At 57.0% G+C, this 22212-nt stretch carries 20 protein-coding genes and 1 pseudogene; 12 read left to right on the plus strand and 9 right to left on the minus strand.

The window, feature by feature from the left end; all coding sequences use genetic code 11:
• Positions 1 to 52 precede the first annotated feature (52 nt).
• The 4 genes from ABLV64_RS07605 (at position 53) to ABLV64_RS07620 (ending at position 4676) form a co-directional block, all read left to right on the plus strand.
• A complete protein-coding gene (locus tag ABLV64_RS07605; protein WP_004202952.1) occupies positions 53 to 952 on the plus strand; it encodes a LysR family transcriptional regulator in 900 nt (299 codons plus the stop codon).
• A gap of 294 nt (positions 953 to 1246) precedes the next feature.
• On the plus strand, positions 1247 to 2236 hold the full coding sequence (locus tag ABLV64_RS07610; RefSeq protein WP_043519923.1) for an ABC transporter substrate-binding protein: 990 nt from the start codon (positions 1247 to 1249) through the stop codon (positions 2234 to 2236).
• Positions 2237 to 2247: 11 nt separating this feature from the next.
• On the plus strand, positions 2248 to 3666 hold the full coding sequence (locus ABLV64_RS07615; RefSeq protein WP_348843238.1) for an amidohydrolase family protein: 1419 nt from the start codon (positions 2248 to 2250) through the stop codon (positions 3664 to 3666).
• 20 nt (positions 3667 to 3686) lie between these two features.
• Positions 3687 to 4676, plus strand: coding sequence for a 2OG-Fe(II) oxygenase family protein (locus ABLV64_RS07620; RefSeq protein ID WP_074377614.1), 990 nt, complete (start codon positions 3687 to 3689; stop codon positions 4674 to 4676).
• A gap of 16 nt (positions 4677 to 4692) precedes the next feature.
• Here ABLV64_RS07620 and ABLV64_RS07625 read toward each other — a convergent pair whose 3' ends face one another.
• The 3 genes from ABLV64_RS07625 to ABLV64_RS07635 all read right to left on the minus strand — a co-directional run bounded on the left by ABLV64_RS07625 (position 4693) and on the right by ABLV64_RS07635 (position 7950).
• Positions 4693 to 5475 (minus strand): DeoR/GlpR family DNA-binding transcription regulator, encoded by a 783-nt coding sequence (locus ABLV64_RS07625; protein WP_004202947.1) that lies wholly within the window; start codon positions 5473 to 5475, stop codon positions 4693 to 4695.
• A gap of 92 nt (positions 5476 to 5567) precedes the next feature.
• Entirely contained in the window at positions 5568 to 6905 is a 1338-nt protein-coding gene (locus tag ABLV64_RS07630) for an aspartate aminotransferase family protein (protein WP_004202945.1), read from the minus strand.
• Positions 6895 to 7950, minus strand: coding sequence for a phosphotransferase (locus tag ABLV64_RS07635; protein WP_224222640.1), 1056 nt, complete (start codon positions 7948 to 7950; stop codon positions 6895 to 6897). The genes ABLV64_RS07630 and ABLV64_RS07635 overlap by 11 nt, the downstream gene beginning before the upstream one ends.
• Before the next feature lie 427 nt (positions 7951 to 8377).
• Between ABLV64_RS07635 and ABLV64_RS07640 the strand changes: the two genes are divergently transcribed.
• Positions 8378 to 9148: an SDR family oxidoreductase gene (locus ABLV64_RS07640; protein ID WP_004202943.1), complete on the plus strand. Its 771-nt coding sequence runs from the start codon at positions 8378 to 8380 to the stop codon at positions 9146 to 9148.
• 14 nt (positions 9149 to 9162) lie between these two features.
• The gene (locus ABLV64_RS07645) at positions 9163 to 10689 is read left to right on the plus strand and encodes an APC family permease (protein ID WP_117263196.1); all 1527 of its coding nucleotides are present in this window, start codon (positions 9163 to 9165) and stop codon (positions 10687 to 10689) included.
• Between the two features lie 61 nt (positions 10690 to 10750).
• Here the strand turns inward: ABLV64_RS07645 and ABLV64_RS07650 are convergent, their stop codons facing one another.
• Positions 10751 to 11668 (minus strand): LysR family transcriptional regulator, encoded by a 918-nt coding sequence (locus ABLV64_RS07650; RefSeq protein WP_117263195.1) that lies wholly within the window; start codon positions 11666 to 11668, stop codon positions 10751 to 10753.
• A 116-nt stretch (positions 11669 to 11784) separates the two neighbouring features.
• On the opposite strand from ABLV64_RS07650, the gene ABLV64_RS07655 reads away from it, so the two are divergent.
• The 4 genes and pseudogenes from ABLV64_RS07655 (at position 11785) to ABLV64_RS07670 (ending at position 15372) form a co-directional block, all read left to right on the plus strand.
• Positions 11785 to 13317 (plus strand): MFS transporter, encoded by a 1533-nt coding sequence (locus ABLV64_RS07655; RefSeq protein ID WP_117263194.1) that lies wholly within the window; start codon positions 11785 to 11787, stop codon positions 13315 to 13317.
• A 159-nt stretch (positions 13318 to 13476) separates the two neighbouring features.
• Positions 13477 to 13590: pseudogene (locus tag ABLV64_RS07660) on the plus strand (LuxR family transcriptional regulator); the annotation flags it as partial.
• An 822-nt stretch (positions 13591 to 14412) separates the two neighbouring features.
• Positions 14413 to 14550, plus strand: a complete 138-nt coding sequence (locus ABLV64_RS07665) for a hypothetical protein (RefSeq protein WP_229583961.1) — start codon at positions 14413 to 14415, stop codon at positions 14548 to 14550.
• 132 nt (positions 14551 to 14682) lie between these two features.
• On the plus strand, positions 14683 to 15372 hold the full coding sequence (locus tag ABLV64_RS07670) for a hypothetical protein (RefSeq protein ID WP_129550391.1): 690 nt from the start codon (positions 14683 to 14685) through the stop codon (positions 15370 to 15372).
• A 114-nt stretch (positions 15373 to 15486) separates the two neighbouring features.
• Here the strand turns inward: ABLV64_RS07670 and ABLV64_RS07675 are convergent, their stop codons facing one another.
• From ABLV64_RS07675 to ABLV64_RS07685, 3 genes are all read right to left on the minus strand, one after another.
• Entirely contained in the window at positions 15487 to 16683 is a 1197-nt protein-coding gene (locus tag ABLV64_RS07675; protein ID WP_348843242.1) for an MFS transporter, read from the minus strand.
• Between the two features lie 99 nt (positions 16684 to 16782).
• A complete protein-coding gene (locus tag ABLV64_RS07680; protein ID WP_049093728.1) occupies positions 16783 to 17931 on the minus strand; it encodes an iron-containing alcohol dehydrogenase in 1149 nt (382 codons plus the stop codon).
• A 61-nt stretch (positions 17932 to 17992) separates the two neighbouring features.
• Entirely contained in the window at positions 17993 to 19075 is a 1083-nt protein-coding gene (locus tag ABLV64_RS07685) for an alpha/beta hydrolase (RefSeq protein ID WP_348843255.1), read from the minus strand.
• A gap of 227 nt (positions 19076 to 19302) precedes the next feature.
• Here ABLV64_RS07685 and ABLV64_RS07690 point away from each other — a divergent pair, with 227 nt between their 5' ends.
• Positions 19303 to 20223 carry a LysR family transcriptional regulator gene (locus tag ABLV64_RS07690; RefSeq protein ID WP_049093752.1) on the plus strand — a complete coding sequence of 307 codons (921 nt, stop codon included), beginning with the start codon at positions 19303 to 19305 and terminating at the stop codon, positions 20221 to 20223.
• Positions 20224 to 20460: 237 nt separating this feature from the next.
• Complete coding sequence (locus ABLV64_RS07695; protein WP_017899547.1) at positions 20461 to 20832, plus strand: cyclophilin-like fold protein; 372 nt, start codon at positions 20461 to 20463, stop codon at positions 20830 to 20832.
• A 78-nt stretch (positions 20833 to 20910) separates the two neighbouring features.
• Here the strand turns inward: ABLV64_RS07695 and ABLV64_RS07700 are convergent, their stop codons facing one another.
• Positions 20911 to 21399, minus strand: a complete 489-nt coding sequence (locus ABLV64_RS07700; protein WP_348843244.1) for a DinB family protein — start codon at positions 21397 to 21399, stop codon at positions 20911 to 20913.
• A gap of 118 nt (positions 21400 to 21517) precedes the next feature.
• Positions 21518 to 22045: an anti-virulence regulator CigR family protein gene (locus tag ABLV64_RS07705; protein WP_348843246.1), complete on the minus strand. Its 528-nt coding sequence runs from the start codon at positions 22043 to 22045 to the stop codon at positions 21518 to 21520.
• Between the last annotated feature and the right edge of the window lie 167 nt (positions 22046 to 22212).

A 22212-nucleotide genomic window follows, 5' to 3' on the forward strand; every position in this document is an offset into this window, starting at 1 on the left:
GTCCAGAGCTTTGATTCGCACAACCCGTTGCAAAAAAGAGAGCACCCAAACGATGTTTGCCTTCTCCCGATTTCTGCTCTATTTCACTGAAGTGGCCCGTCAGGGGTCGTTTCGTAAAGCGTCAGAGGCGCTGCATGTCTCTGCGTCCTCTATCGACCGTCAGATTTTGCGCGTGGAACAGGAGCTGGCGATGCCGCTCTTCGAGCGCCATCCCACCGGGCTGCGGCTGACCGCCGCCGGGGAGCTGCTGCTGCATGCGGCCAATAACTGGAAAAAGGACTTTACCCGGGTCTGTGAGCAGCTGGATGACCTGCGCGGACTGCGGCGCGGGCATGTGCGCATCGCCACCATCGATGCCATTAACCGGCATTTCTTTTCGACGATGCTCAAAGAGGTGCATAAACATTATCCCAACATCTCTTTTACATTGACCACCATCAACAATATCCACATCCAGCAGGCGCTGATCTCCGGCGAGGCGGATTTCGGCATCATGCTCAATCCGCAGACCTCCCGTGAACTGCAGGTGAGGGCGTTTGCCGAAATGAATATGGGGATCGTGGTGCCGACCGGCCATCCGCTGGCTAGCCGCAGCGCTGTGCGCTTTAGCCAGTGCATCGACTACCCGTTTATCCTGCCCTCCGCCCCATTGATGATCAGCGAACCGGTAGAGGCGCTGGTGAACATCAGCGGCAACGAGGTGAAGGAGGTGGCGGTGTCGAATAACATCCACATGATCCGTACCCTGATTAAAGAACAGATGGGTATCGGCATACTGTGCCGGCTGGATATTCTCGATGAGATCGAGTCCGGCCAGCTGGCGTTTGTGCCGCTTACCGATCCGCAGCTTAAGCCTTTCACGCTGGCGCTGTGCGTCTCGCCCGCCCGCCAGCTTTCACTTGCCGCCTCGATGATGTTGAACCAGCTGGAGATGCTCTTCAGCCAGCTGTGAGAGACCGACAGGCACTAAAATCATTCATTAGCGCACCATAATGGTGCGTTTTTTGTGTGCATGAATCAAAGGTTGCATGCCCCAGGGCGGCGGCGCAGGCGATTTTGCGCGGCCGCGCGCGGGCGATAAAATCTGGCATTGTTTTTGTATAGCTAAGTGTGAGTAGAAGCGGTCAGTACGGGTTATCCATACGGGACATTGCTCAGTCACCATGTCGCGGTTCAATGTTGACCGGGATGGGAGGCTGAGCCACATTCGCTCGCTCCCCCTCCCGGCGTAAAGAGGAGAGGGATAATGAAAACAGGCGCACGCCTTCCCCGGGGTTTACGCTGGCTGGGCCTGATGGCCCTCGGCGGTGTCTCGCTGGCCGTTCAGGCCGAGGAGAAAATCGTTCTGCTGACCTCCTGGTACGCTCAGGCGGAGCAGGGGGGTTATTATCAGGCTCAGGCCACTGGGCTGTACAAAAAATATGGTCTCGACGTCGAGATCCGCTCCGGTGGCCCCCAGGTCAACGGCATGCAGTTGCTGTTGTCGAAGCGGGCCGATGTGATCATCGGTTACGATCTGCAGCTGCTGGAAGGCATTCAGCGCGGCTTCCAGGCGAAAGCCATTGCCGCTCCCTTTCAGTACGATCCCCAGGGGCTGCTGACCCACGCCGATGTCACCTCCCTGCAGGGGCTGAAAGATAAAACCATTCTGGTCTCCAGCTCCGGTCAGGCGACATGGTGGCCGTGGCTGAAGGCACAATACCAGCTGAGCGACGCTCAGGTTCGCCCCTACACCTTCAATATTCAACCCTTTGTCGTCGACGACGCTGTCGCCCAGCAGGCCTATGTCAGCTCCGAGGTGTTCCAGGTGCAGAAGGCTGGGGTGAAGGCGAACTTCTTCCTCTTTTCTGAGCATGGTTACCCTCCCTATGGCGGCATTCTTATCGCCCGCCCGGACACCATCGCCGAGCGTAAAGCGGCGATGGCGAAGTTTGTCCGCGCCTCAATGGAGGGCTGGGTGAGCTATCTCAAGGATCCGGCGCCGGGCAATGCGCTGATTAAGCAGGACAATCCGAAAATGACCGACGATCTGCTCGCCTGGGGCGTGACCCAGATCCGTGAGCATCATCTGATCGACGGCGGGGATGCCGCCAGCCAGGGCTGGGGGACGATGACCGACGCGCGCTGGCAGAAGACCCGCGATTTTATGGTCAGCGCCGGTCTGCTGGCGGCGGCCACCGACTGGAAACAGGCCTACACCACCGAATTTGTTCAGGCCATGCAGGTTAAACCCTGAGGAGCGACGCCATGTCATTAATGATTAAAAATGCCCATGCCATCCTCAGCGGTCTGCCCGGAGAGGCGGCGCGGCTGGCCGGGCCAGATATTCGCATCCGCGACGGCAAGATTGCGGCCATCGGCAGCCTGACGCCGCTGCCGGAAGAGCGACAGATCGATGCCCGCGACTGTGTGATCTATCCGGCATGGGTGAACACGCACCACCATCTTTTTCAGTCGCTGCTGAAGGGCGAGCCGCAGGGGCTGAACCAGAGCCTGACGGCCTGGCTGAGCGCCACGCCGTACCGCTTTCGCGCGGCTTTCGATGAGCATACTTTTCGTCTGGCGGTGCGCATTGGCCTGGTGGAGCTTCTGCGCTCGGGCTGCGCCAGCGTGGCTGATCACAACTACCTGTACTGGCCAGATATGCCTTTCGATACCTCGGAGATTGTCTTCAGCGAAGGGGAAGCGCTGGGGATGCGCATCGTTCTGTGCCGGGGTGGGGCGACCCAGGGCCGGGCGGTGGAACAGGATCTGCCGGTGGCGCTGCGTCCGGAAACCTTCGACGGCTATATGGCGGATATCGAACGGCTGGTCAGCCGCTATCACGACCCCCGGCCCGATTCTCTGCGCCGGGTGGTGATGGCGCCCACTACCGTCCTGCACTCCGCGCCGGGCGCCCAGCTGCGGGAGATGGCAAAGCTGGCCCGCCAGCTGGGGATCCGGCTGCACAGCCATTTATCGGAAACCGTCGATTATCTTGACGCCGCGCGGCAGAAATTCGCCATGACGCCGGTGCAGTTCTGCGCGGAGCATGACTGGCTGGGAAATGACGTGTGGTTTGCCCATCTGGTGAAGCTGCTGCCGGAGGAGATTGCCCTGCTGGGCCGCACCGGAACCGGCATCGCCCATTGCCCGCAAAGCAACGGTCGGCTGGGCAGCGGCATCGCCGATCTGCTGGCGCTGGAGCAGGCCGGGGTCCCGGTCTCGCTGGGGGTGGATGGCGCTGCCTCCAATGAGGCGGCGGATATGCAAAGCGAAGCCCATGCCGCATGGCTGCTGCAGCGCGCGCGCAAGGGGATGCTGGCGCAGCCGCGCTACGCCGGAGGCACCTTCGAGGGCGGGGCCGATGCGGCCACGGTGGAGGATGTGGTGCGCTGGGGCAGCGCCGGCGGGGCGCAGATCCTCGGCTTAGCGCAGAGCGGCACTCTGCAGGTCGGGATGCAGGCGGACCTCGCCATTTACCGGCTGGACGATCCGCGCTACTTCGGCCTGCACGATATGGCCATTGGGCCGGTGGCCTGCGGCGGGCGCGCCGCGCTGAAGGCGCTGCTGCTCAATGGCCGACCCATCGTGGAAGATGACGCCATTCCCGGTCTCGACCTTTACGCGATGCGCCACGACGCGCTGGCGGCCGTCCGTACCCTCCAACAGCGCGCCGCTGTTTAACTGATAACAGGATAATGACGATGAACGCAACCACCCAGAATCAACGCTATGCCTTACAGGAACTGGAAAAAGAGGCGCTGATGGGCGCCGAGGGCGAAGAGACCTTCGCCCGCGAAGTGCGCTGTATCGACCTGTCGAACTTTGCCGAAAGAAAAAATGATATTGCCGAACAACTGTGGGAGGCGGCGGTGGAGATCGGCTTCTTCCAGGTCAGCCACCATGGTATTCCGCTGGCGGAGATCCGCCAGGCGTTCAGCACGACCGAGGCGTTTTTCAACCTGCCCGACGAGGTGAAGCGCCAGTATCCGCTGGCCGGCAACGCCGGCTGGGAGAGCAAGGCGCAGGTTCGGCCATCGACCCGCACGCCGGATCAAAAAGAGTCCTATCAGATAACCCGTCCGCTGATGGATGGGCGCTGGCCCAGCGATCGGGAGCTGCCAGGCTTCCGGCAGACGATGCTCGGGTTTGAATCGCAGTGCTGGCAGCTGGGGATGAAGATTCTCTCCTGCTTTGCGTTAAAGCTCGGTTTTCCGGAATCGTTTTTCACCACCGCGCACGATCCGCAGCGTGACACCTATCAGAGCACCTTGCGCATGCTGCACTACTATGCAACCGAGCAGTCGCAGCAGGGAATGTGGCGGGCCGGCGCGCATACCGATTTTGACTGTCTGACGCTGCTGTTCCAGCGCCCCGGTCAGGGCGGCCTGCAGGTTTGTCCCGGTAAAGACCGCGAAAGCCAGCAGTGGACCAGCATTGAGCCGCGCGAGGAGGTGATCACCTGCAATATCGGCGATATGCTGATGCGCTGGAGCGACGACCAGCTGCCGTCTAACTTCCACCGGGTGAGAAACCCGCTGCCCCACGAATATCAGGGGCCGCGCTACAGCCTGGCGTTTTTCTGCCAGGCCAATAAAGATGTCGAGATCCTCGGGCCGCAGAGAAAGTACCCGCCCATCAGCGCCGAGGATTATCTGCAGCAGCGGATCCAGGCCAATTTTGCCAAAGGGTAGGAGGCACGGGCGCGGGTCACTGCTGCTCAGGGGCGGCATGACCACGCGCCACGACCACTTTTTCCCGGCCGAGCACGGTAGCGAGATGGTCGGGCAGGGGCTGGTCAGTAATTAAACGACTGATGCCCGACCAGCCCGCATAATGGTAGGGGTAGGTGAGGCCAAACTTCGAGTGGTCGGCGACGACAATGCTCTTCGCGGCGCGCTGGATCATCGCCCGGTAAACCGTTCCGCTGTCGATTAACGCCTCGCTCGGCCCGTCGGCGGCGATACCGCTGGCGCCCAGTAACGTATAGTCCGCCGTGAACTGGCTGAGGAACTGTAGCGTCTGCGCACCGGTCATTGCCCCTTCGGTTGCGCAGTACTCCCCGGGAGCGACGATTACCCGGATGGTTGGATTCATCGACAGCACCGTTGCGACGCCGAAGGCGTGGGTGATGACCGTAATATCCCGCAGCTCGCTGGCCATCCGGCGGGCAACATGTACCGTGGTCGCGCCGGAGCCGATCATAAATATTTTGCCCTCGCGCATACAATGTACGGCGTCCCGGGCGATGCGCTCGCGCTCTTCGGTAAACAGCTGGTGGCGCTCCGTGACCGTCGGCTCACTGTTCATGGCCCGCACTGCGCCGCCGTAAGTTCGGTTCAGCACGCCCCGGCGGGTGAGTTCGTCGAGATCGCGACGGATGGTTTCGGTAGAGACGCCGTGGGTGCGCGCCATATCCCCAATCCGCAGGGTGGGGGTCTCGGCCAGTTCGCGCAAGATCTGTTGCTGACGGTCTTCTTTTCTCTTCGACATGAACGCTGTTTACTCTCCCTGAAGTCGCTGATGCCGTTAATATACCTGCACGCCGAGGGCAAACAAACTGGATGTTTGCCCTGTCGGTTAGACTATCCGTTCAGGCGGCCCATGACTTTCGCCAGCCGTTCGAGGAAGAAATCTGCATCATCGCGGCTAAAGCACAGCGGCGGACGGATCTTCAGGCTGTTGCCAAAGCGACCGGCCGCACCAATCAGCACGCCCTCAAGCTTCAGGTGATAGATAACGCGACTCGTCAGCTGCGGATCCGGCTCTCCGCTGTCTGGCCGGGCAAACTCGATGGCGTTGAACAGCCCGGCGCCGCGAATGTCGGCGATGGCCGGGAAATCCTGGGCCAGCTGACGTAGTCCGGCACGCAGATAGTCCCCGTTGCGCTGGGCGTTGGTCATCAGTGCCTCCTGCTCAATCACTTCCAGTACCGCGAGGCCCACGGCGGCAGCCACCGGGTTACCGCCAAAGGTGTTGAAGTACTCGGTCTTTTCGCTGAACGCCTGCAGAATAGCCGGGCGCGTGATGACCGCGGCCATGGGAAAACCGTTCCCCATTGGCTTGCCGAGCGTGACGATATCCGGTTGCACACCGTGACGCTGGAAGCCCCAGAAATGAGAGCCTGTCCGACCAAAGCCCGGCTGGACTTCATCGGCGATAAACAGTCCGCCCCGGGCCTGTACGCGGGCTACCGTCTGGGCCAGAAATCCCGGCGGATCGGCGAAAACGCCGTCGCTGGAAAAAATGGTATCCACCAGTAGCGCCGCACAGCCGTAGCCCCGCGCCTCCAGCGCGTCCATGGCGCGCTCAACGTCGGCGGCGAAGAGTTCAGGCAGCGTCTGGCCCGCTGACAGCCTGCGCAGGTCAGGGGCGGGAATGGTATGCACCCACGGGGGCAGAAGGGCCTCTTTGTGCCCGGAGGGAGAGACCTCCATCACCGCCGTTGTATTGCCGTGATAGGCACTCTCGGTGACGATGATCCCCTGCCGACCACTGATAAAGCGGGCCATCCGCAGAGCAATGTCGTTGCTCTCGCTGCCGGTGCAGGTAAATATCACATTCGACAGCCCGGTGGGGAAAGTCGCCAGCAGGCTATCCGCGTACTGCTCCAGTACCGGGAACAGATACCGGGTGTTGGTGTTCAGTAACCCGGCCTGGCGCACCATCGCCTGGGTGATATGCGGATGACAATGCCCTACGCCCGGCACGTTGTTATACATATCCAGATAGCGGTTGCCGGCCGAGTCCTCCATCCAGGCTCCGGAGGCCGACGCCATGACGATCGGTTGTGGATAAAACAGCACCGAACCGGTCCCCTGGGTGGCGTGGCGACGGGCTATCTGTCGGCTCAGGTTTTCGTCGGCCACGCCGGTCAGCGCGTCAAAGCGGTTCAGTTGAAGAATAGGGGTTTTATTGTTCATCAGCAGGTTCCTTGCAGTTAACGGTAACGCTAAGCGGTGACGCCTGATGGAGAAACGCCTGTGCCAGACGTACGGTGATGGCGCCCCATTGTGGGCTGTAGCGACGGGCGGTGGCTGTTTCGCTATGGCTGGCCAGCCAGGCCGTCAGCTGTAAGCGGCGCAGCATCACCAGCACCGGAAGCATCACTTCGTCCTGCTGGCTGAAGGGGCGGACGCTACGGTAGCCGGCAAGCCACGCAGCGCGGTAGTCCGCAAGGGCCGGGTCGTCTTCAATAAAACTGACGGCGGTGGCAAAATCCCAGCCAAACCAGCAGATGCCGCAGTCGTCAAAATCAATCACCGTCAGCGAATTCTCATTCACCAGCAGGTTGGCCAGCCGCATGTCGCAGTGCACCAGCCCATAGCGGTCGGCGTCCTGTCCGTACGCTTCCAGTCTGGCGACCACTGTGGCCTCCACCGCCTCCAGCAGCGTAATATCGTCGGCGCTCAGCTGCGTCATCTTCCGCCAGTCCCCCCACCAGGCATGGCGTCCGATAATTGTCTCGCTGTTCCACACCTTGCGATGAAAACCCTCGGGTTTTACCCAGCCTTCGCTGTGACTGTGCAGTTCTCCCGCAACCCTTCCCAGGGCATGGTACCAGCCGGTGAGATGGCTACCGGTATCAGGTTCGCTGCCCGCAACAAAGGTGAATCCCACGACGTGGGTGACCGTTTCGCCGTCGATGAGGCTGGCGATACAGCTCCCATCATCCAGTACAAGCGGTACGGCGATGTTGATACCTCCCCGGGCATGCAGGGCGTTGAGCCACATCAGCTCAGAATGGATCTCCACCGCTGAACTGTAGTTTGGGCGATGTACTCGCAGCACGATCTTTCTCTGCATCGCCTTATCGCTGACCAGAAACGTGGCATTTTCTGAAACCGTCAGCAGGCCAATCTCTGCGCCTTCGCTGAGCCCCCAGCGGGGCAGGAGCGGCCGCAGCTTCAGGGTAAGTGTTGTTAAATACTCGTCGTTAAACATGCTGTCCTCAATGTGAAATGACACTCTTAACACATTTTTATGTTGTAGTTGTGGCTTTTGCAATATGTGTGACGTTTTTTTTGTTTTTTGTTGCGTTTCAAGCATCCATCTTGTTACTTAATTATATTAATAACAGTATGTTAAAGTGATTTTGTTGGCTTGATTTAGCCTGTTGCACCAAAATAGAACGTATAAAGTGTGCTTTTCTCATTCAGGCGTGATAAAAGCGTGATGTTTTTTATTAATTTATTGATATATAAAAATTAATAAGCCGGCTCTTTGCACCAGTTCTGTGCCCAATCATAGCGCAATATTTTTATGCTGAAATCACACATTAAAATGTTGAACATTCAACATTTACGTGATTATTCTTTTCCTGCCAGCGACGGAGATCGCTGCACGGCCAGACAAACGGATGGGATCGCAGAACTTTCACAGACGGGGAAAAATGATGTCAGATTTTATGAACAAACATGTGCTGGTGACCGGCGGGAGTAGTGGGATCGGTCTTGGCATTGCACTCGGCTTTGCCCGCGCCGGAGCAAAGGTAACCATCACCGCCCGCACGCCATCGCGTATCGATAGCGCGATCGGCCTGGCGGCGGAGCAGGGGCTAAGGCTACGCGGCCTGACCTGCAACGTCAGCCATGCCGAAGAGGTAAAAGCCTGCGTGGCTGAAGCGGCGCAGCAGTGGGGTGGTCTGGATATAGTCTGCTGCAATGCGGGGATTTTTCCTTCGGCGCCGCTGGCAGACATGAGTGAACAGCAATGGGATGAGGTGCAGGCGATCAACAGTAAAGGGACTTTTTTAACCGTCCAGGCGGCGCTGCCGTGGCTGAAACGAGCAGAGTATGGGCGCATTATTCTCACCTCCTCCATTACCGGCCCCGTAACGGGCTATCCGGGCTGGGCGCACTATGCCGCCAGCAAAGCGGCCCAGCTTGGTTTTATGCGCAGCGCGGCGCTGGAACTGGCCGGCGACAACATTACCGTCAATGCCGTCCTGCCGGGGAATATCGTCACGGAAGGGCTGAGGGATATGGGAGAGGATTATATCGCCGGTATGGCCAGCGCCGTGCCGCTCAAACGCCTCGGTACGGTGGAAGATATTGCCGCGGCGGCGCTGTTCTTCGCCTCCCGGCAGGCTGGCTATATCACCGGCCAGTCGTTAATTGTTGACGGTGGGCAGATCCTGCCTGAATCCGCCGCGTGCCTGAACTGAACGGAGCGTTCATCATGAGCAATGAAATTCTTGCCAATCCCGCGCCAGCGGTGGAAAAACATGTTGTGCAGCGGCTGCGGCCAAATGCGGTAGGCCTTGGCGGGGTGCTGTTTATGACTATCGCCACGGCGGCGCCGATCACTGCGATGCTGGGCAATGTGCCGATCGCGGTGGGCAGTGGTAATGGCCAGTTCGCGCCCGCGGGGTTTATGGTAGCCACGCTAATCCTTGCCCTGTTCGCCATCGGCTATGCGCAGATGGCCAGGTATATTACCGCCACCGGCGCATTTTATGGCTTCATTTCGCACGGGCTGGGGCGGATCGTTGGCATGGCGTCAGGAGTGACGGTGACCATGACCTACATTGTCTTTGAAGCCGCGCTGGTTGGGATTTTCGCCTTTTTCTGCGAGGATTTAATCAATACGGTCTTCAGCGTACATGTCCCCTGGCTTATCTTTGCCTTCGCCATGCTAATGACTACCGGAGTGCTGAGCTATTTCGATATTTCGCTCACTTCCCGGGTGCTCGGCCTGTGCCTGGTACTGGAAATTTTGATCCTCACCGCCGTCGCGGTGGCGGTGCTGATCCACGGCGGAGGGCCACAGGGTTTTGTCCCTGAGTCGATCAACCCGCTGAACGCCTTTACCCCGGCAAAAGGGGTGGTCGGCGCCAGTGCCGGAATTGGATTATTCTTCGCCTTCTGGTCATGGGTGGGCTTTGAGTCATCGGCAATGTACGGTGAAGAATCGAAGAACCCGAAAAAGATCATTCCCCTGGCCACCCTGCTGGGGGTGATTGGTATCGGCGTGTTCTACGTGTTCATTTCGTGGATGGCGATTGCCGGAACGGGACCGGAGCGGGCTATTGCCCTTGCCCAGGATCCTAACCGCGCAGGAGAGATTTTCTACGGTCCGGCACGCCAGTATCTGGGGGAGTGGGCGGTCGGGGTGTTTAAGCTACTGGTGATCACCGGCTCTTTTGCCTGCGGGATGGCGTTTCATAACTGCGCGGCGCGCTATCTCTATGCGCTCGGGCGGGAAAATCTGTTTCCGTTTGCCGGGCGCACGCTGGGTCGTTCACACTCGCGTCACGGCTCTCCTCATGTTGCCTCTACAGTGCAGACCGTTATCGCCACGCTGATTGTGTTGCTGTTCTTTATCACCGGCAAAGATCCTTATGCGGATATTTACACCCTGCTGGCGCTGTTGGGTACGATGGGCATTATGATTGTCCAGGCGCTTTGCGCCTTTGGGGTGATCGTTTACTTCCACGGCAATAAAGAAAATATTGGCAAAGGACACTGGTTTAAAACGGGCGTTGCGCCGTTGCTTGGGGGGATGGGGATGATCTACATCGTCTACCTGCTATTCAACAATATGGCGTTTGCCGCGGGCGCTGCCGCCAGCTCCTCGTTTTATCATGCCATTCCGTGGATCGTGTTGGCCTGCTTCTGCTTTGGCGCCGCCATCGCGGTCTGGTTTTACCTCTTTGATGCGCAAAAGTACCGGGTCATTGGGCGCATTGTACTGACGGATGATTGACGATGCGCACCTGCCGCCGGCTTTCGCTGGCCGCGCGGCAGGACATCCGGCGCTGAGCTTTTCAGGGGGTAGGGCTTGCCGATACGGGCGACAAGGGTATCTCTGCCGCAGCTATAAAATCAATAAAACAGCGTATTCGCGGTGACAGGTAGCGGCTGGCGGGCCACAGGACGGAGAAATACCCATCCTTGACGCAACAGCCGGGCAACACCTCCTGCAGTTGTCCCTCATCCATGGCCTCGCACACGACAAAATCAGGCACATAAGCGATGCCCATTCCCGCCGCGCTTAAGCGAATGGCGGCCTCAATGTTATTGACCGTCATAACGGCAGCGGCCCTGAAATCTCCCGTCAGCCGCATATCGCGCAGTTCCCAGGGCTGGATCAGCCCCGTCGCGGGGAAGCGAAAAAAAATGCACTTGTGCGCCGCTAATCCCGCTGGCGAGCCGGGAACGCCGTATTCCGCCAGATAGGCCGGGCTGGCGCAGAGCACAAAACGAAAGCCTCCCAGCTTTCTGGCGATCAAGCGGGAGTCCGCTAATTCACCGCTGCGGATAGCGACATCAAATCCTTCATCGATCAGATTGACCAGCCGGTCACTAAAATCGAGATCCAGTTCAACCTGCGGATAAAGACGGCTAAAGGCGGTGAGGGCGGGGAGCAGCAGGCGGTAGCCAATGACGGGCAGTGAAATCCTAAGTTTGCCGGTGGGCTGTGAGAGACTGCTGGTCAGCTCTGACTCGGCCTCCTGGATCTGCTCCAGGATACTCTGGCAGCGCGTCAGAAATGCGGCCCCCTCCGCCGTCAGGCTGACGTTTCTGGTGCTGCGGTTGAACAGCCGGACCCCCAGCTTATGCTCAAGGCGGGCGACATTCTTACCCACCGCCGAGGCAGATATGCCCAGCAGCCTGGCGGCCTGAACAAAGCTTAGCGTTTCGGCGGTGCGGACAAAGGACGTCAGCGAGGTGAGGCTGTCCATTGATTATAAACCTTATGTCTCTTAAGAAGATATTTTCAGTCTATTTATCGGCATTAACATCCGCAATAGGATGGCGACAGTTTATTCATTTCTTGCCGACTGATGAGGGCCGCCCGATGTTACTCACCGCCAGAACACCTTCCCGATACGCCAGCGCCCTGGCCGCGCTTTCTGTCTTTATGGCGGCCTTGCTGCTGCCGTTATGTTTTACCGGCGGCGTCATGACCACCCCGGCGATACAGCAGTCGCTGGGCGGCTCTCCCGCTGCGCTGTCGTGGCTGACCAACGGCTTTATGCTGACTTTCGGCAGCTTTTTGCTGGCCGCAGGGGTGACGGCGGATGCCATCGACAGAAAACGTATTTTTATCGCCGGCGCCGCGCTGTTTTGCCTGAGCAGCCTGCTGTTTTGTCTGACGCACAATCTCTTCCTGTCAGGCGTGCTGAGGGCGCTGCAGGGTCTGGCCGCGGCGATGATTTTAGCCAGCGGCAGTGCGGCGCTGGCCCAGCTGTATGACGGCGCTCAGCGGACGCGGGCATTCAGCATCCTGGGCACGATGTTCGGCGCTGGCCTGGCGTTCGGCCCGCTGCTGATCGGCTTCATGACCGACGCGGTAGGTTGGCGCGGCGTATACGCCCTGTTTGCGCTGCTCTCGGCGATGGTTCTGCTTATCGGTCTGGCGTACCTGCCGGCGGCAGAAAAAAGCCAGCCGCGGACACCCGACAACCTTGGCTTAATCCTGTTTACGCTGGCCCTGATGCTGTTTACTGCATCGCTTATGGTCATTCCGGCCCGCGGCTTTTTATCGCTGACCACGCTGGCCTTGTTCATCGCGTCGGCGGGGCTGTTCGTGGCGTTTGCCGTGCGCTGCCGGAGGGTGAGCAACCCGGTGCTGGAACTCTCCCTGCTGCGCCATCCGCGTTTTGTCGGCGTACTGTTGCTGCCTGTCGCCACCTGCTGTTGCTACGTGGTCCTGCTGATTGTTGTTCCACTGCATTTTATGGGCGGAGAGGGGATGAGTGAGTCGCAGAGCGCACTGTATCTGATGGCGCTGACCGCGCCGATGCTGATTTTCCCATCCGTTGCGGCCCTGCTCACCCGCTGGTTTTCACCGGGGCGGGTGTCCACAGGGGGGCTGATAATGGCCTCCGTCGGGTTGCTGTTGCTGGGGAATGCTTTTCACAGTAACCATCTTCCGCAACTGGTGCTGGCGCTGATCCTCTGTGGGGTGGGGGCGGCGCTTCCCTGGGGGTTGATGGACGGCCTGGCGATATCCGCTGTGCCGGTGGCGAAAGCCGGTATGGCGGCAGGCCTGTTCAACACCGTTCGCGTTGCCGGTGAGGGGATCGCCCTGGCGATAGTCTCCGCGGTATTAACGGCAAGCAATACCCTGACCCTGCAGAGTCGCGTTCACGGGTATGCCCCCGAGGTGATTCACCGCGCCGCAGGCTGGCTGGGAGCCGGCAATATGCCGCAGGCGGCTGCGCTTTTGCCTGACTTTTCCCTCCGGGCGCTGCGCGAGAGCTATGACTCTGCTTATACGCTACTGTTTAGCGGGCTGGCGGTCGTCACCCTGGTGTGCGCCCTGATGGTCTGGCGGACGCTATGCCGGAAGGGGGCCGCTATCCAGACCCGCAACAGCGGATCCTGAGCCCCCTTGATAGTGCATTGGCGTCACGCTCCCGGCAACCGCCTTTCCCGGTCCGCTCAGCGAACCGGGACTGTCATTGTTTCGCTGGCGGAACTATGCTGATCAGGGCGGCCACATGCGCCGCTCCGGCCGCGGAAACAGTGACTCACAGGTGGCGGTATGGCGAGTGATCCTGAACTGATTTATATCGAGATCCTGGAAACGGTGCTGATGGCCACCCTGGATCCCGATTTGTGGAAATCGGCATTGCAGAAACTGGCGTTACTGACCGGCCATCAGTACGCGGCATTTCTGTTTTACGACAAAGGCAACGCCCATCTGTTGACCGATTCACTCCTGCTAGAGGAAAAAGTCTTTACCGCCTATCGCGACGTGTTTCTGGCCATCGATCCCGCCGAAAAAATATTGACCGCGTTACCGGTCGGGCAAATGTACCGGGACCGCGAGTATTTAGGCGATAAATTTATTGCCGGCAGCGTCTATTACAATGAGTTTCATCACCCCAACGATCTGAATAATCTTACCAGCGTCAAGCTGTGCACCCTCAATGGCTATGCCACCTATCTGTCACTGATGACGGCGAATACGGCGGCTTATCCGCAGCCGGCGCAGTTTGAGCTGTTCAGGCGTTTGATCCCGGCGCTAAAAACCGCCTGCCAGCTTCACGCCCGATTTGAACAGCTACGAGACACCATAAAATACCAGAGCGCGGTGATGGACAACGGGATCTACCCGGTATGGCTGGTGGATCATGGCGGTAAAATTCTCTACGCCAACGCGCATGCCGAACGCTACCTGCGCGCCAACGCCCGCCTCTCCTGGTATAGCGGGGGCGATACGCTGTGCCTTGATACCGACAGCAAAAAACTGAAACGGACTATCGAGCAGGCCACCCGGACGGCAGAGCCGCCGAGGGCAGGCGTGTGCTATACCGCCGGGCGTCAGCCGAAACCGATCCTCGTGATCCCGGCGGCCCGCCTGGCCGGGATGGCCTGCGTGATTATTCCCGAGCCGTTTCTCACCGGCAGCGCCTTGATGGATCTGTTTAACGTCAAACCCGCCGAAAATGCGGTGGCGGAGCTGCTGGTGCGGGGCATGACGCCGGATGAATGCGCCTTACATCTGGGCGTATCTATCGCCACGATCAGAACTCACCTTAGCGCCCTGTACCGGAAAACCCACACCCGTAATCAGGCAGAACTACTGCTGATCATTCGTGCGATTCACGGCTGATTTATTTCATCCACTCATTCATATGGATGAGTGGATCTGTTATTACCGCCATTATAATCCTCCTAAAACGAATGAAGGATTTAATCGCTCTCTGAGCGGTCAGTCCGTATATCTAATTCCTGCTGGATGGGAGTGGTTAATATGTTTTTCTTCCGTGTGATAGCCATCGCAATTTTATTCCCTGCTTTAATATCCTGCACAACGCAAAAAGCCCTAAATGAAACCGGGAAGGAGATTGATAAAGGCCATTATGGTGTCGCGACATGGTATGTCGCAACCTTACCCGTTGTCATGCTTTATGACGTATTTACTCTCGGCGGTACCAGCGACCCGCAAACGGGATATAATACGGTCGCCAGCGTCGCGAATAAACAACCGGTGACTCAGTCAGCCCACAGTTCATCAGGTACGCGGCCTCAATCTACAATTCAAACCGCTGCTGGCGGTTCAGTTGCGACCGTCACAACGCCTCAAAACGTCGCCCTGAGAACAGCGTCTTCGCAAGGGCCGTCATCGGTTTCTTCGTCAGTCAAATCCTATCCTCCGGCTGATAATTGCCTTACCCGTGATTCGACGTCGAATTCACTGGCAGACTTCTGGATTAACCACTGTGGCTTTGCCGTTACCGTGATGTGGTTTGATGCGAATGATTGTCGTACGGGGTGTATGGATGGCGTGGGGGCGAATTCACGCCAGTCAATAACAAAAGGAAGGGCGGGAAGCGCTTATACTTCCGTGGCTTGTCCAAAACCTTCTACACCAAAAGGACCCGATGGCATTCATCAGTGGGCCAACGAAGGGCATCATCAATGTACTTCCTGAGTCGTGGATAGCCAGGCCAGAGATATTCTGGCCTGGCTATCCAATCGAGCTTTTCGTCTCTATCGAATGGTCGACGACGTTAGCCGGAACCGAGCCAGCAAACATCGCGCGTAATCAGTTAGCAGAACGTCGCGCCGTCTGGATCGTCATCAGCGCGGCCACGATCAGCATCCCGGCGCTCAGGCAAAAGGTGCTCTCATAGCCCAGATGGTCGAATAAAATACCGCCGACCGTTGCACCAAGGGCAATAGAAAACTGCACTGTGGCGACCATCAGTCCCCCGCCTGATTCGGTATCCGCTTTGCTGGCATGGGCGACCCAACTCCACCACCCCACCGGCGCTGCGGTGGAGAGTACGCCCCACAGGGCCAGCAGAATCGACACCGCAACAAGGTTTGTCGCCAGCGGGATCAGTAATAACGCAATCAGGGCCATCAGTAGCGGAATAATGATTAACGTTTTATAGAGCTGCTTTTTAATCACCAGTCCAATAGCCGTAGTCCCCGCCAGTCCGGAAATACCGATCGCTAATAATAGTAGCGAGATGGTCCTGGCATCGACCTGAGCGATCAGTTCGAGGTACGGGCGAATATAGGTGAATAAGGTAAATTGCCCCATAAAAAAAATACCGGCCGCGCCCATGCCAATCGCCACCGAACGATCGCCCAGTAGTCTGCGCAGACCGGAACCGCTAGCGGCCTGGTGCGCTCCCGCTTTCATTGAGGGAAGGCTTATCCATTGCCAGATAAAGGTTACCACGGCGATGGGCACCAGGCTCAGAAAGGCGCCACGCCAGCTGGTGACTGACGACAGATAGCTACCCAGCGGTGCGGCCACCACGGTGGCAAGCGCATTGCCGCCATTAAAAACGGCCAGAGCGCGCGGAACCTGACTAATATGGACCAGCCTGACCGCCGTGGCGACAGACATTGACCAGAAGCCGCCAATGACTACACCAATCAATGCGCGCCCTAGCATATAAATGCTGAAATTCGGCGCCATCGCTACAATTAAAGCCGAAATTCCCATCAACGCGGTCAGGAGTAACAGCAAATATTTGCGGTTCATTTTACCTGCCAATCTGCGAATACACAGGCTGGTTAAAACAGCACATATTCCTGAGATCGTCATTCCCTGACCCGCGGTACCTTCGGTGATCTCCAAATCCATAGCGATGGGGGAGAGCAGACTCACCGGCATAAATTCTGAAGCAATTAGCGTAAATACGCAGAGCGTGATGGAAAATACCCCCCTCCAGTTGGAGGAGTGATTTTTATCATCATCATAAGCTGAATGTTTTCTGAGATCCATAATAGGGTTTATTACACCTTAACGTTTACGGCAGGCGTCACTCTGTATTGGTTGATCGCGAATGAAAGGGACCTTCCCGAAGCCCATTCGTATTCGCCATTAAAGCGCATTATGCAAAATAACTTCGACAACATCAGGCGAATAGGTTTCGGCGATACCAAAGGCCCGGATATGCGATTTAACATTGTCGATAATTGAAGGTAATGCCTCGGCAGAAATATTCACCTCGGAAAGTCTCACCGGCGTGCCGATTTTCGTAAACCAGGATTCCAGTGCAGCAATACCTTCTTCCGCACTTTCCACGTTAAAAACTACCCGGGCGAAGCGGTTAAACTGGGCTTTATTTTGGGACTGGTACCATTTCATCCATGCAGGCATCACCACCGACATCCCGGCGCCATGAGGCACGTCGAACAGGGCAGACAACGAGTGCTCAATCGCATGGTTAGGATAACTATAATCTGCGGCGCCGGAGAAGGTTATCCCATTTTGCGCCAGCGTCGAAGCCCAGGCAAATTCGCCGCGTGCCGCAATATTTTGCGGATCGTTAATCAGTATATCCGTCGTTTCGATGACGGTTTTAATCAATGATTCAATTAGTCTGGACTGCAGCCTGGGCAGTACGGTGGCCGTAAAGTACACCTCGATCAAATGCGAAATAATGTCCGCTGCCGAGTAGACCAGGTATTCCCTCGGAACACCCGTCATCAACGCCGGGTTTAATACCGTCACCCGTGGACGAGTGGCATCGTTACCAATGGATAATTTTTCTTTTGTTTCTTCGTTAACCACCACGGCATACGGATTCATTTCGCTACCGGTGGCCGCGAGGGTCAGAATGGCATATATCGGCAGGGCGGAGATTAATTCCCCGTCGCCAGTGAACAATTCCCAGGCGTCGCCTGGATAGTCGACTCCCGCAGCAATCGCTTTCGCGCTGTCAAGAACCGAGCCGCCACCGATGCTGATAATCGCCTGTACCTTTTCCTTACGCGCCATCTCAACGGCGCTTCTGACCGATGAAATGACCGGGTTGCTGATAATACCGCCAAATTCACACCAGCTTATTCCCTGGGATACGAGACGGCGCGTGACCTTCTCGAACAGACCCTCATTTTTGATTCGCTGGCTGCCATAGCAAATCAGCACATGATGAATACCGTCTTTGGCGATATGGTCAGCAAGGGTATCTTCTTTATCGATGCCGAATTCAATACGTGTTGGATTATAAAAATTAAAATTATGCATATTCGCTCCTGTGTGCCGGCTTAATTCCGACACAGGTATTAAAATGGTTATCAATAAAAAGTTATTTCAGAGTGGCTTTAAAGAAATGGTCCAGTTTATCAAAGGGAATTCTTCCACTCTGGTTGTCATATAAGTCCACGTGGTTAGCGCCCGGAACAATGACCAGTTCTTTAGGCTGAGCCGCTTGCTGGTAGGCGGTTTCCGCAAAGTAACGCGAATGCGCTTTCTCACCGGTAATAATCAGTACCGGTCGTGGCGAGATTTCCTTAATATGATCCAGTTGCGCGAAATTCATAAACGGCATTGGGGTTGTCACTGACCATGACCCGGCGGAGTTAACCGACCGCGGGTTATACCCACGCCTGGTGCGATAATAATCGAAGAATTCTCGAGTAATGGGATCGGCATCCGCTTGCAGCGTTGCTGGTAGGATAGTTTTATCCCGGACCACGTTACCCGCTTTATCAAAGCTGACATTGTGGCTCTCATAAGCAGGCACGCCATTCTCGGCGTCTTTCCAGCGCTGCAGGCTCATGTTTTCCAGCACTTTGCTACGCTGTTCCGGGGTATAGCTGTCCTGGAAGCCTTTACCCCACAGGTGCGACATATCATACATCACCGAGGTGGCGACAGCCTTGATACGTTTATCCATTGCCGCCGCGCTAAGGTTCAGCCCGCCGTAGCCGCAGACGCCCAACAGGCCAATGCGTTGACGGTCAACGATATCCAGCAGACCCAGATAGTCGACGGCCGCCATGATATCTTCCGTGTTGATATCGGGTGAGGCGATATTACGCGGTTCGCCGCTGCTCTCGCCGGTATAGGAAGGATCAAAAGCCAGAGTAACAAAACCGCGCCGGGCCATTTCCTGAGCATAGAGACCGGATGACTGCTCCTTTACGGCACCGAATGCCCCACTGACCGCCAGGGCAGGAAGCTTACCGGCCGGGTGATTTTTCGGCACATAGACATCGGCGACAAGGGTAATACCGTAGCGGTTTTTAAAGGTAACTTTTTGATGGTCGACGGCGCTGCTCAGCGGAAAAGTTTTATCCCAGATCTGAATGAGCTTAACATCCGTGTCGCCTTTCATAGGCAGCGCCAGGTCTGCGATGGCGGCATTGGAACCAAACAGCATCGCCATCCCAACGATCATTCCCGTGCGCAGCGTTCGATGAGAAAAAGTAGCCATAAATACTCCTGAATGGTGTAAAGGACAGGCCAGGATGTCCCGTTCGGTGTGAGTGTTGATGGCGCTTATAGTAGAGAACCAAAACCGTTCTGATTAGCAGGCAAAACCGCACTTCATTAATGTGTCCATGTTATAAATAGAATCCTTGAGACCGACCAGACGCAGGAGGCAGGGTGGATATTTTTCGTCGTGAGGATTTGCATCATCTCTATCTTTTTTATCATGTGGCTAAAGAGGGGGGATTTACCCGTGCCGCGGCCAGGCTGGGGCTTGCCCAGTCGAGTATCAGCCGCAGCATCAGCATGCTGGAGAAAAGTATTAATCTGCAGTTACTGGTGAGAAGTACCCGCAAGGTTGCGCTCACCTCGGCCGGGGAAAAACTACTGCGTTCGCTCGATCAGGGGTTCGGTCAGCTGGAAAATGGCTGGATGCTGCTGAATCAGCTTCGGGAGAAACCTGCAGGAACCGTGCGCATTAACGGTAGCAGGCAGGCCATCGAGCAAGTGTTGCTACCGCGACTGCAGTCGTTACGGGATGCATACCCAGATATCGCGCTGGAGCTTATTGAAAATAATACCTTTGTTGACATTGTGAAGGAGCGATATGATGCCGGGGTTCGCTACGGCAGCATGGTCAACGAGGATATGGTTTCCGTGCGTATTGGCCCCGATGTGCCGATGCGGGTTGTCGGTAGCCCCAATTTTCTTCGCCAGCATGGGATCCCCGCACATCCCCGCGAACTCGATAAGTATCCCTGTATTGGCTACCGCATGTCCGACGGTTCACCATGGGGATGGGAGATGCATGATGGCGATCGGTTATATCGACATAACCCCGCCGGAGGATGGGTGTTCAGCGATGCCGGCACAGTCATTAAAGCCGCGACGCTGGGAGTGGGGCTGGCCTATGAAGCGGCGGATCTGATGCAGGACGAACTGGCAAGCGGTCGGCTGATACCGGTTCTGGAGAATTACAGTCACACCTTTCCTGGGTTTCATATCTATTATCCGCACCGGAACGTGTCCAGTGCCCTGCGAGTGATTATCGACATTCTGAGGGACTATCCCGGAGCGGACAGCCGCGCTATCAGAACGGGCTGATCCCTTGCGGACCCGTCGCGAACCGTGGTGCCGGCAGGGCATGGCTCCCGCCGCTGGTTTTTCAGGATATCAGCGGTAGCCAACTGCCTGACGATCAGCGTCAGCTAATAGCACGCCTCTCCGGGTAAAGGTAGTCCTGGCGGGGCAGGGTGAGAAGGAGATGCTCGCCGCCGGGAAGCGGTTTACCTGTTCCGCGCATCAATTTTAATGACCTCAATCATTAGCAGGGAGTGAAGGATGAAGTTAAAGATTACTATCAATGATAACGTGCTCACCGCGACCCTGAACGGTAGTCAGGCCAGCCGCGAATTCGCTGGATTGTTACCTTTAACGTTGCAGCTCAGCGACTATGCAGGAGAGGAAAAGATAGGCGATTTACCCGCCCGGCTGTCGACGGCGGATTCGCCTGTAGGGTCAGCAGCCAGCAAGGGCGATATCATGGTCTTTTTACCCTGGGGCAATCTGGCCATTTTTTATCAGGCTCATGGTTACGTTGACGGGCTCATCCCTCTGGGGAGGCTGGATGAACCTGACGCATTACCTCTGCAGCCTTCATCATACCCGGCACGATTCGAATTAGCCGCAGCAGCATCGCTCGGGAGCGATTAGCAAGCCGTTACGGCGACGGACAGAACGGCATCATTCGCCACGAGGACGTTCCCCGAGGGGAACGTCACGGGATAAGTTTCAGGAATGATGGTCGCGCAGGAAAACGGTCAGCACATCTTTCGGCGGCACGCCGCCGCATTCGCCAATCATCCAGCCTACCGCGCCGCGGTGATAGGCGCCGTGAAAGAGCATGTGGTTCAACATCTCCATCGCGGTCATATTGCCGTCGCCGCCGTCGACAAATTTGAAGGCGATACGTTCGTGGAAATCAGCGGGGGTCATGGCGCTGATGTACTGAATGTATTCATCCGTACAGGCGGTCATTGCCGTTTCCAGCTCATCAATGGTTGGCGTCTCGGGGGTATTCAGCGCGGTGTAACCGTGCGTAATGCCGCGAAGATTCGCCCGGAAAATCATGTCAACGACATGGATATGGTTCATCAGCCTGAGGGTCAGGTGGCGTTTTTCGCCATGTACTGTTCCGTCTATCGTGCGGATCGCCTGTAAGGTGGCAAGGTCAATCCAGCGCTTGTACTTCAACAGCGTCACTACAGTGTCTTTGTCCATAGTCGGTCCCGGGTTGGTTGAGCCATTATCTTATCGATGATGCCAGTGAGTTGTCACTCTCGAGCGCCAGGCACAAAAAAAGCCTCGCCGGGGCGAGGCTTTTCAATAAGCAGGTGAGTTAGTCAAACACACCGTTAATCACGGCGGTGACAATGGCAGTGCTCAGCGCTACCAGCACCAGGTCATCGCCGACCGCCCTCCATTCATAGCCCGGATAATAGGGCAGATCGTTAATCATAGAAGCTGGCAGGGTCTTTTTCGCGATACCCGGAGGGAGCGGTTTGCCGCGGGCGACATTTTTGGCGATACCCGGAGGCAGCGCCTGATAGCCGACCAGACCGTAGTTCACGGCCAGGGAGCGCGCCCGTGAGAAGCTAATATCGCTGTCGACGTGGTCGGGCTTGCCGTAGTTTTTGCGGTTGCCATGATCGGCGGTGGACTGACCTTTATTTTGTCCTTTATTACCATGGTCGCCGCTGTTACCGCTGTTACCATGATTGCCGCTATTGCCATGGTTACCACTGTTCCCGTGATTACCGCCGCCATTGCCATAACCGTTACCCGGGTTGGCATAGGCCGGTGCCGCCATGACGGCGAGAGAAATAACCGCCGCCAGTGCTGTTTTAATAGTGCGACGCTTAAGCATGATCTTGCTTCCTTAATGTGGAGTACACGCTTAAAAAATAAGATAACGCTATGCCTCAGGCAATCTCATATAGTCTTATTTTTTTCCGGGATTTCACGGGAAGGTGATGAAAGGATAGCGGGGCGCGGACAAGCAATTCCTTTGCTGCGTTTTGACAGATGGGCGAC

Origin of the sequence: Klebsiella sp. JB_Kp031, assembly GCF_040064295.1 — a bacterium.
Taxonomy (GTDB): Bacteria; Pseudomonadota; Gammaproteobacteria; order Enterobacterales; family Enterobacteriaceae; genus Klebsiella; species Klebsiella quasipneumoniae.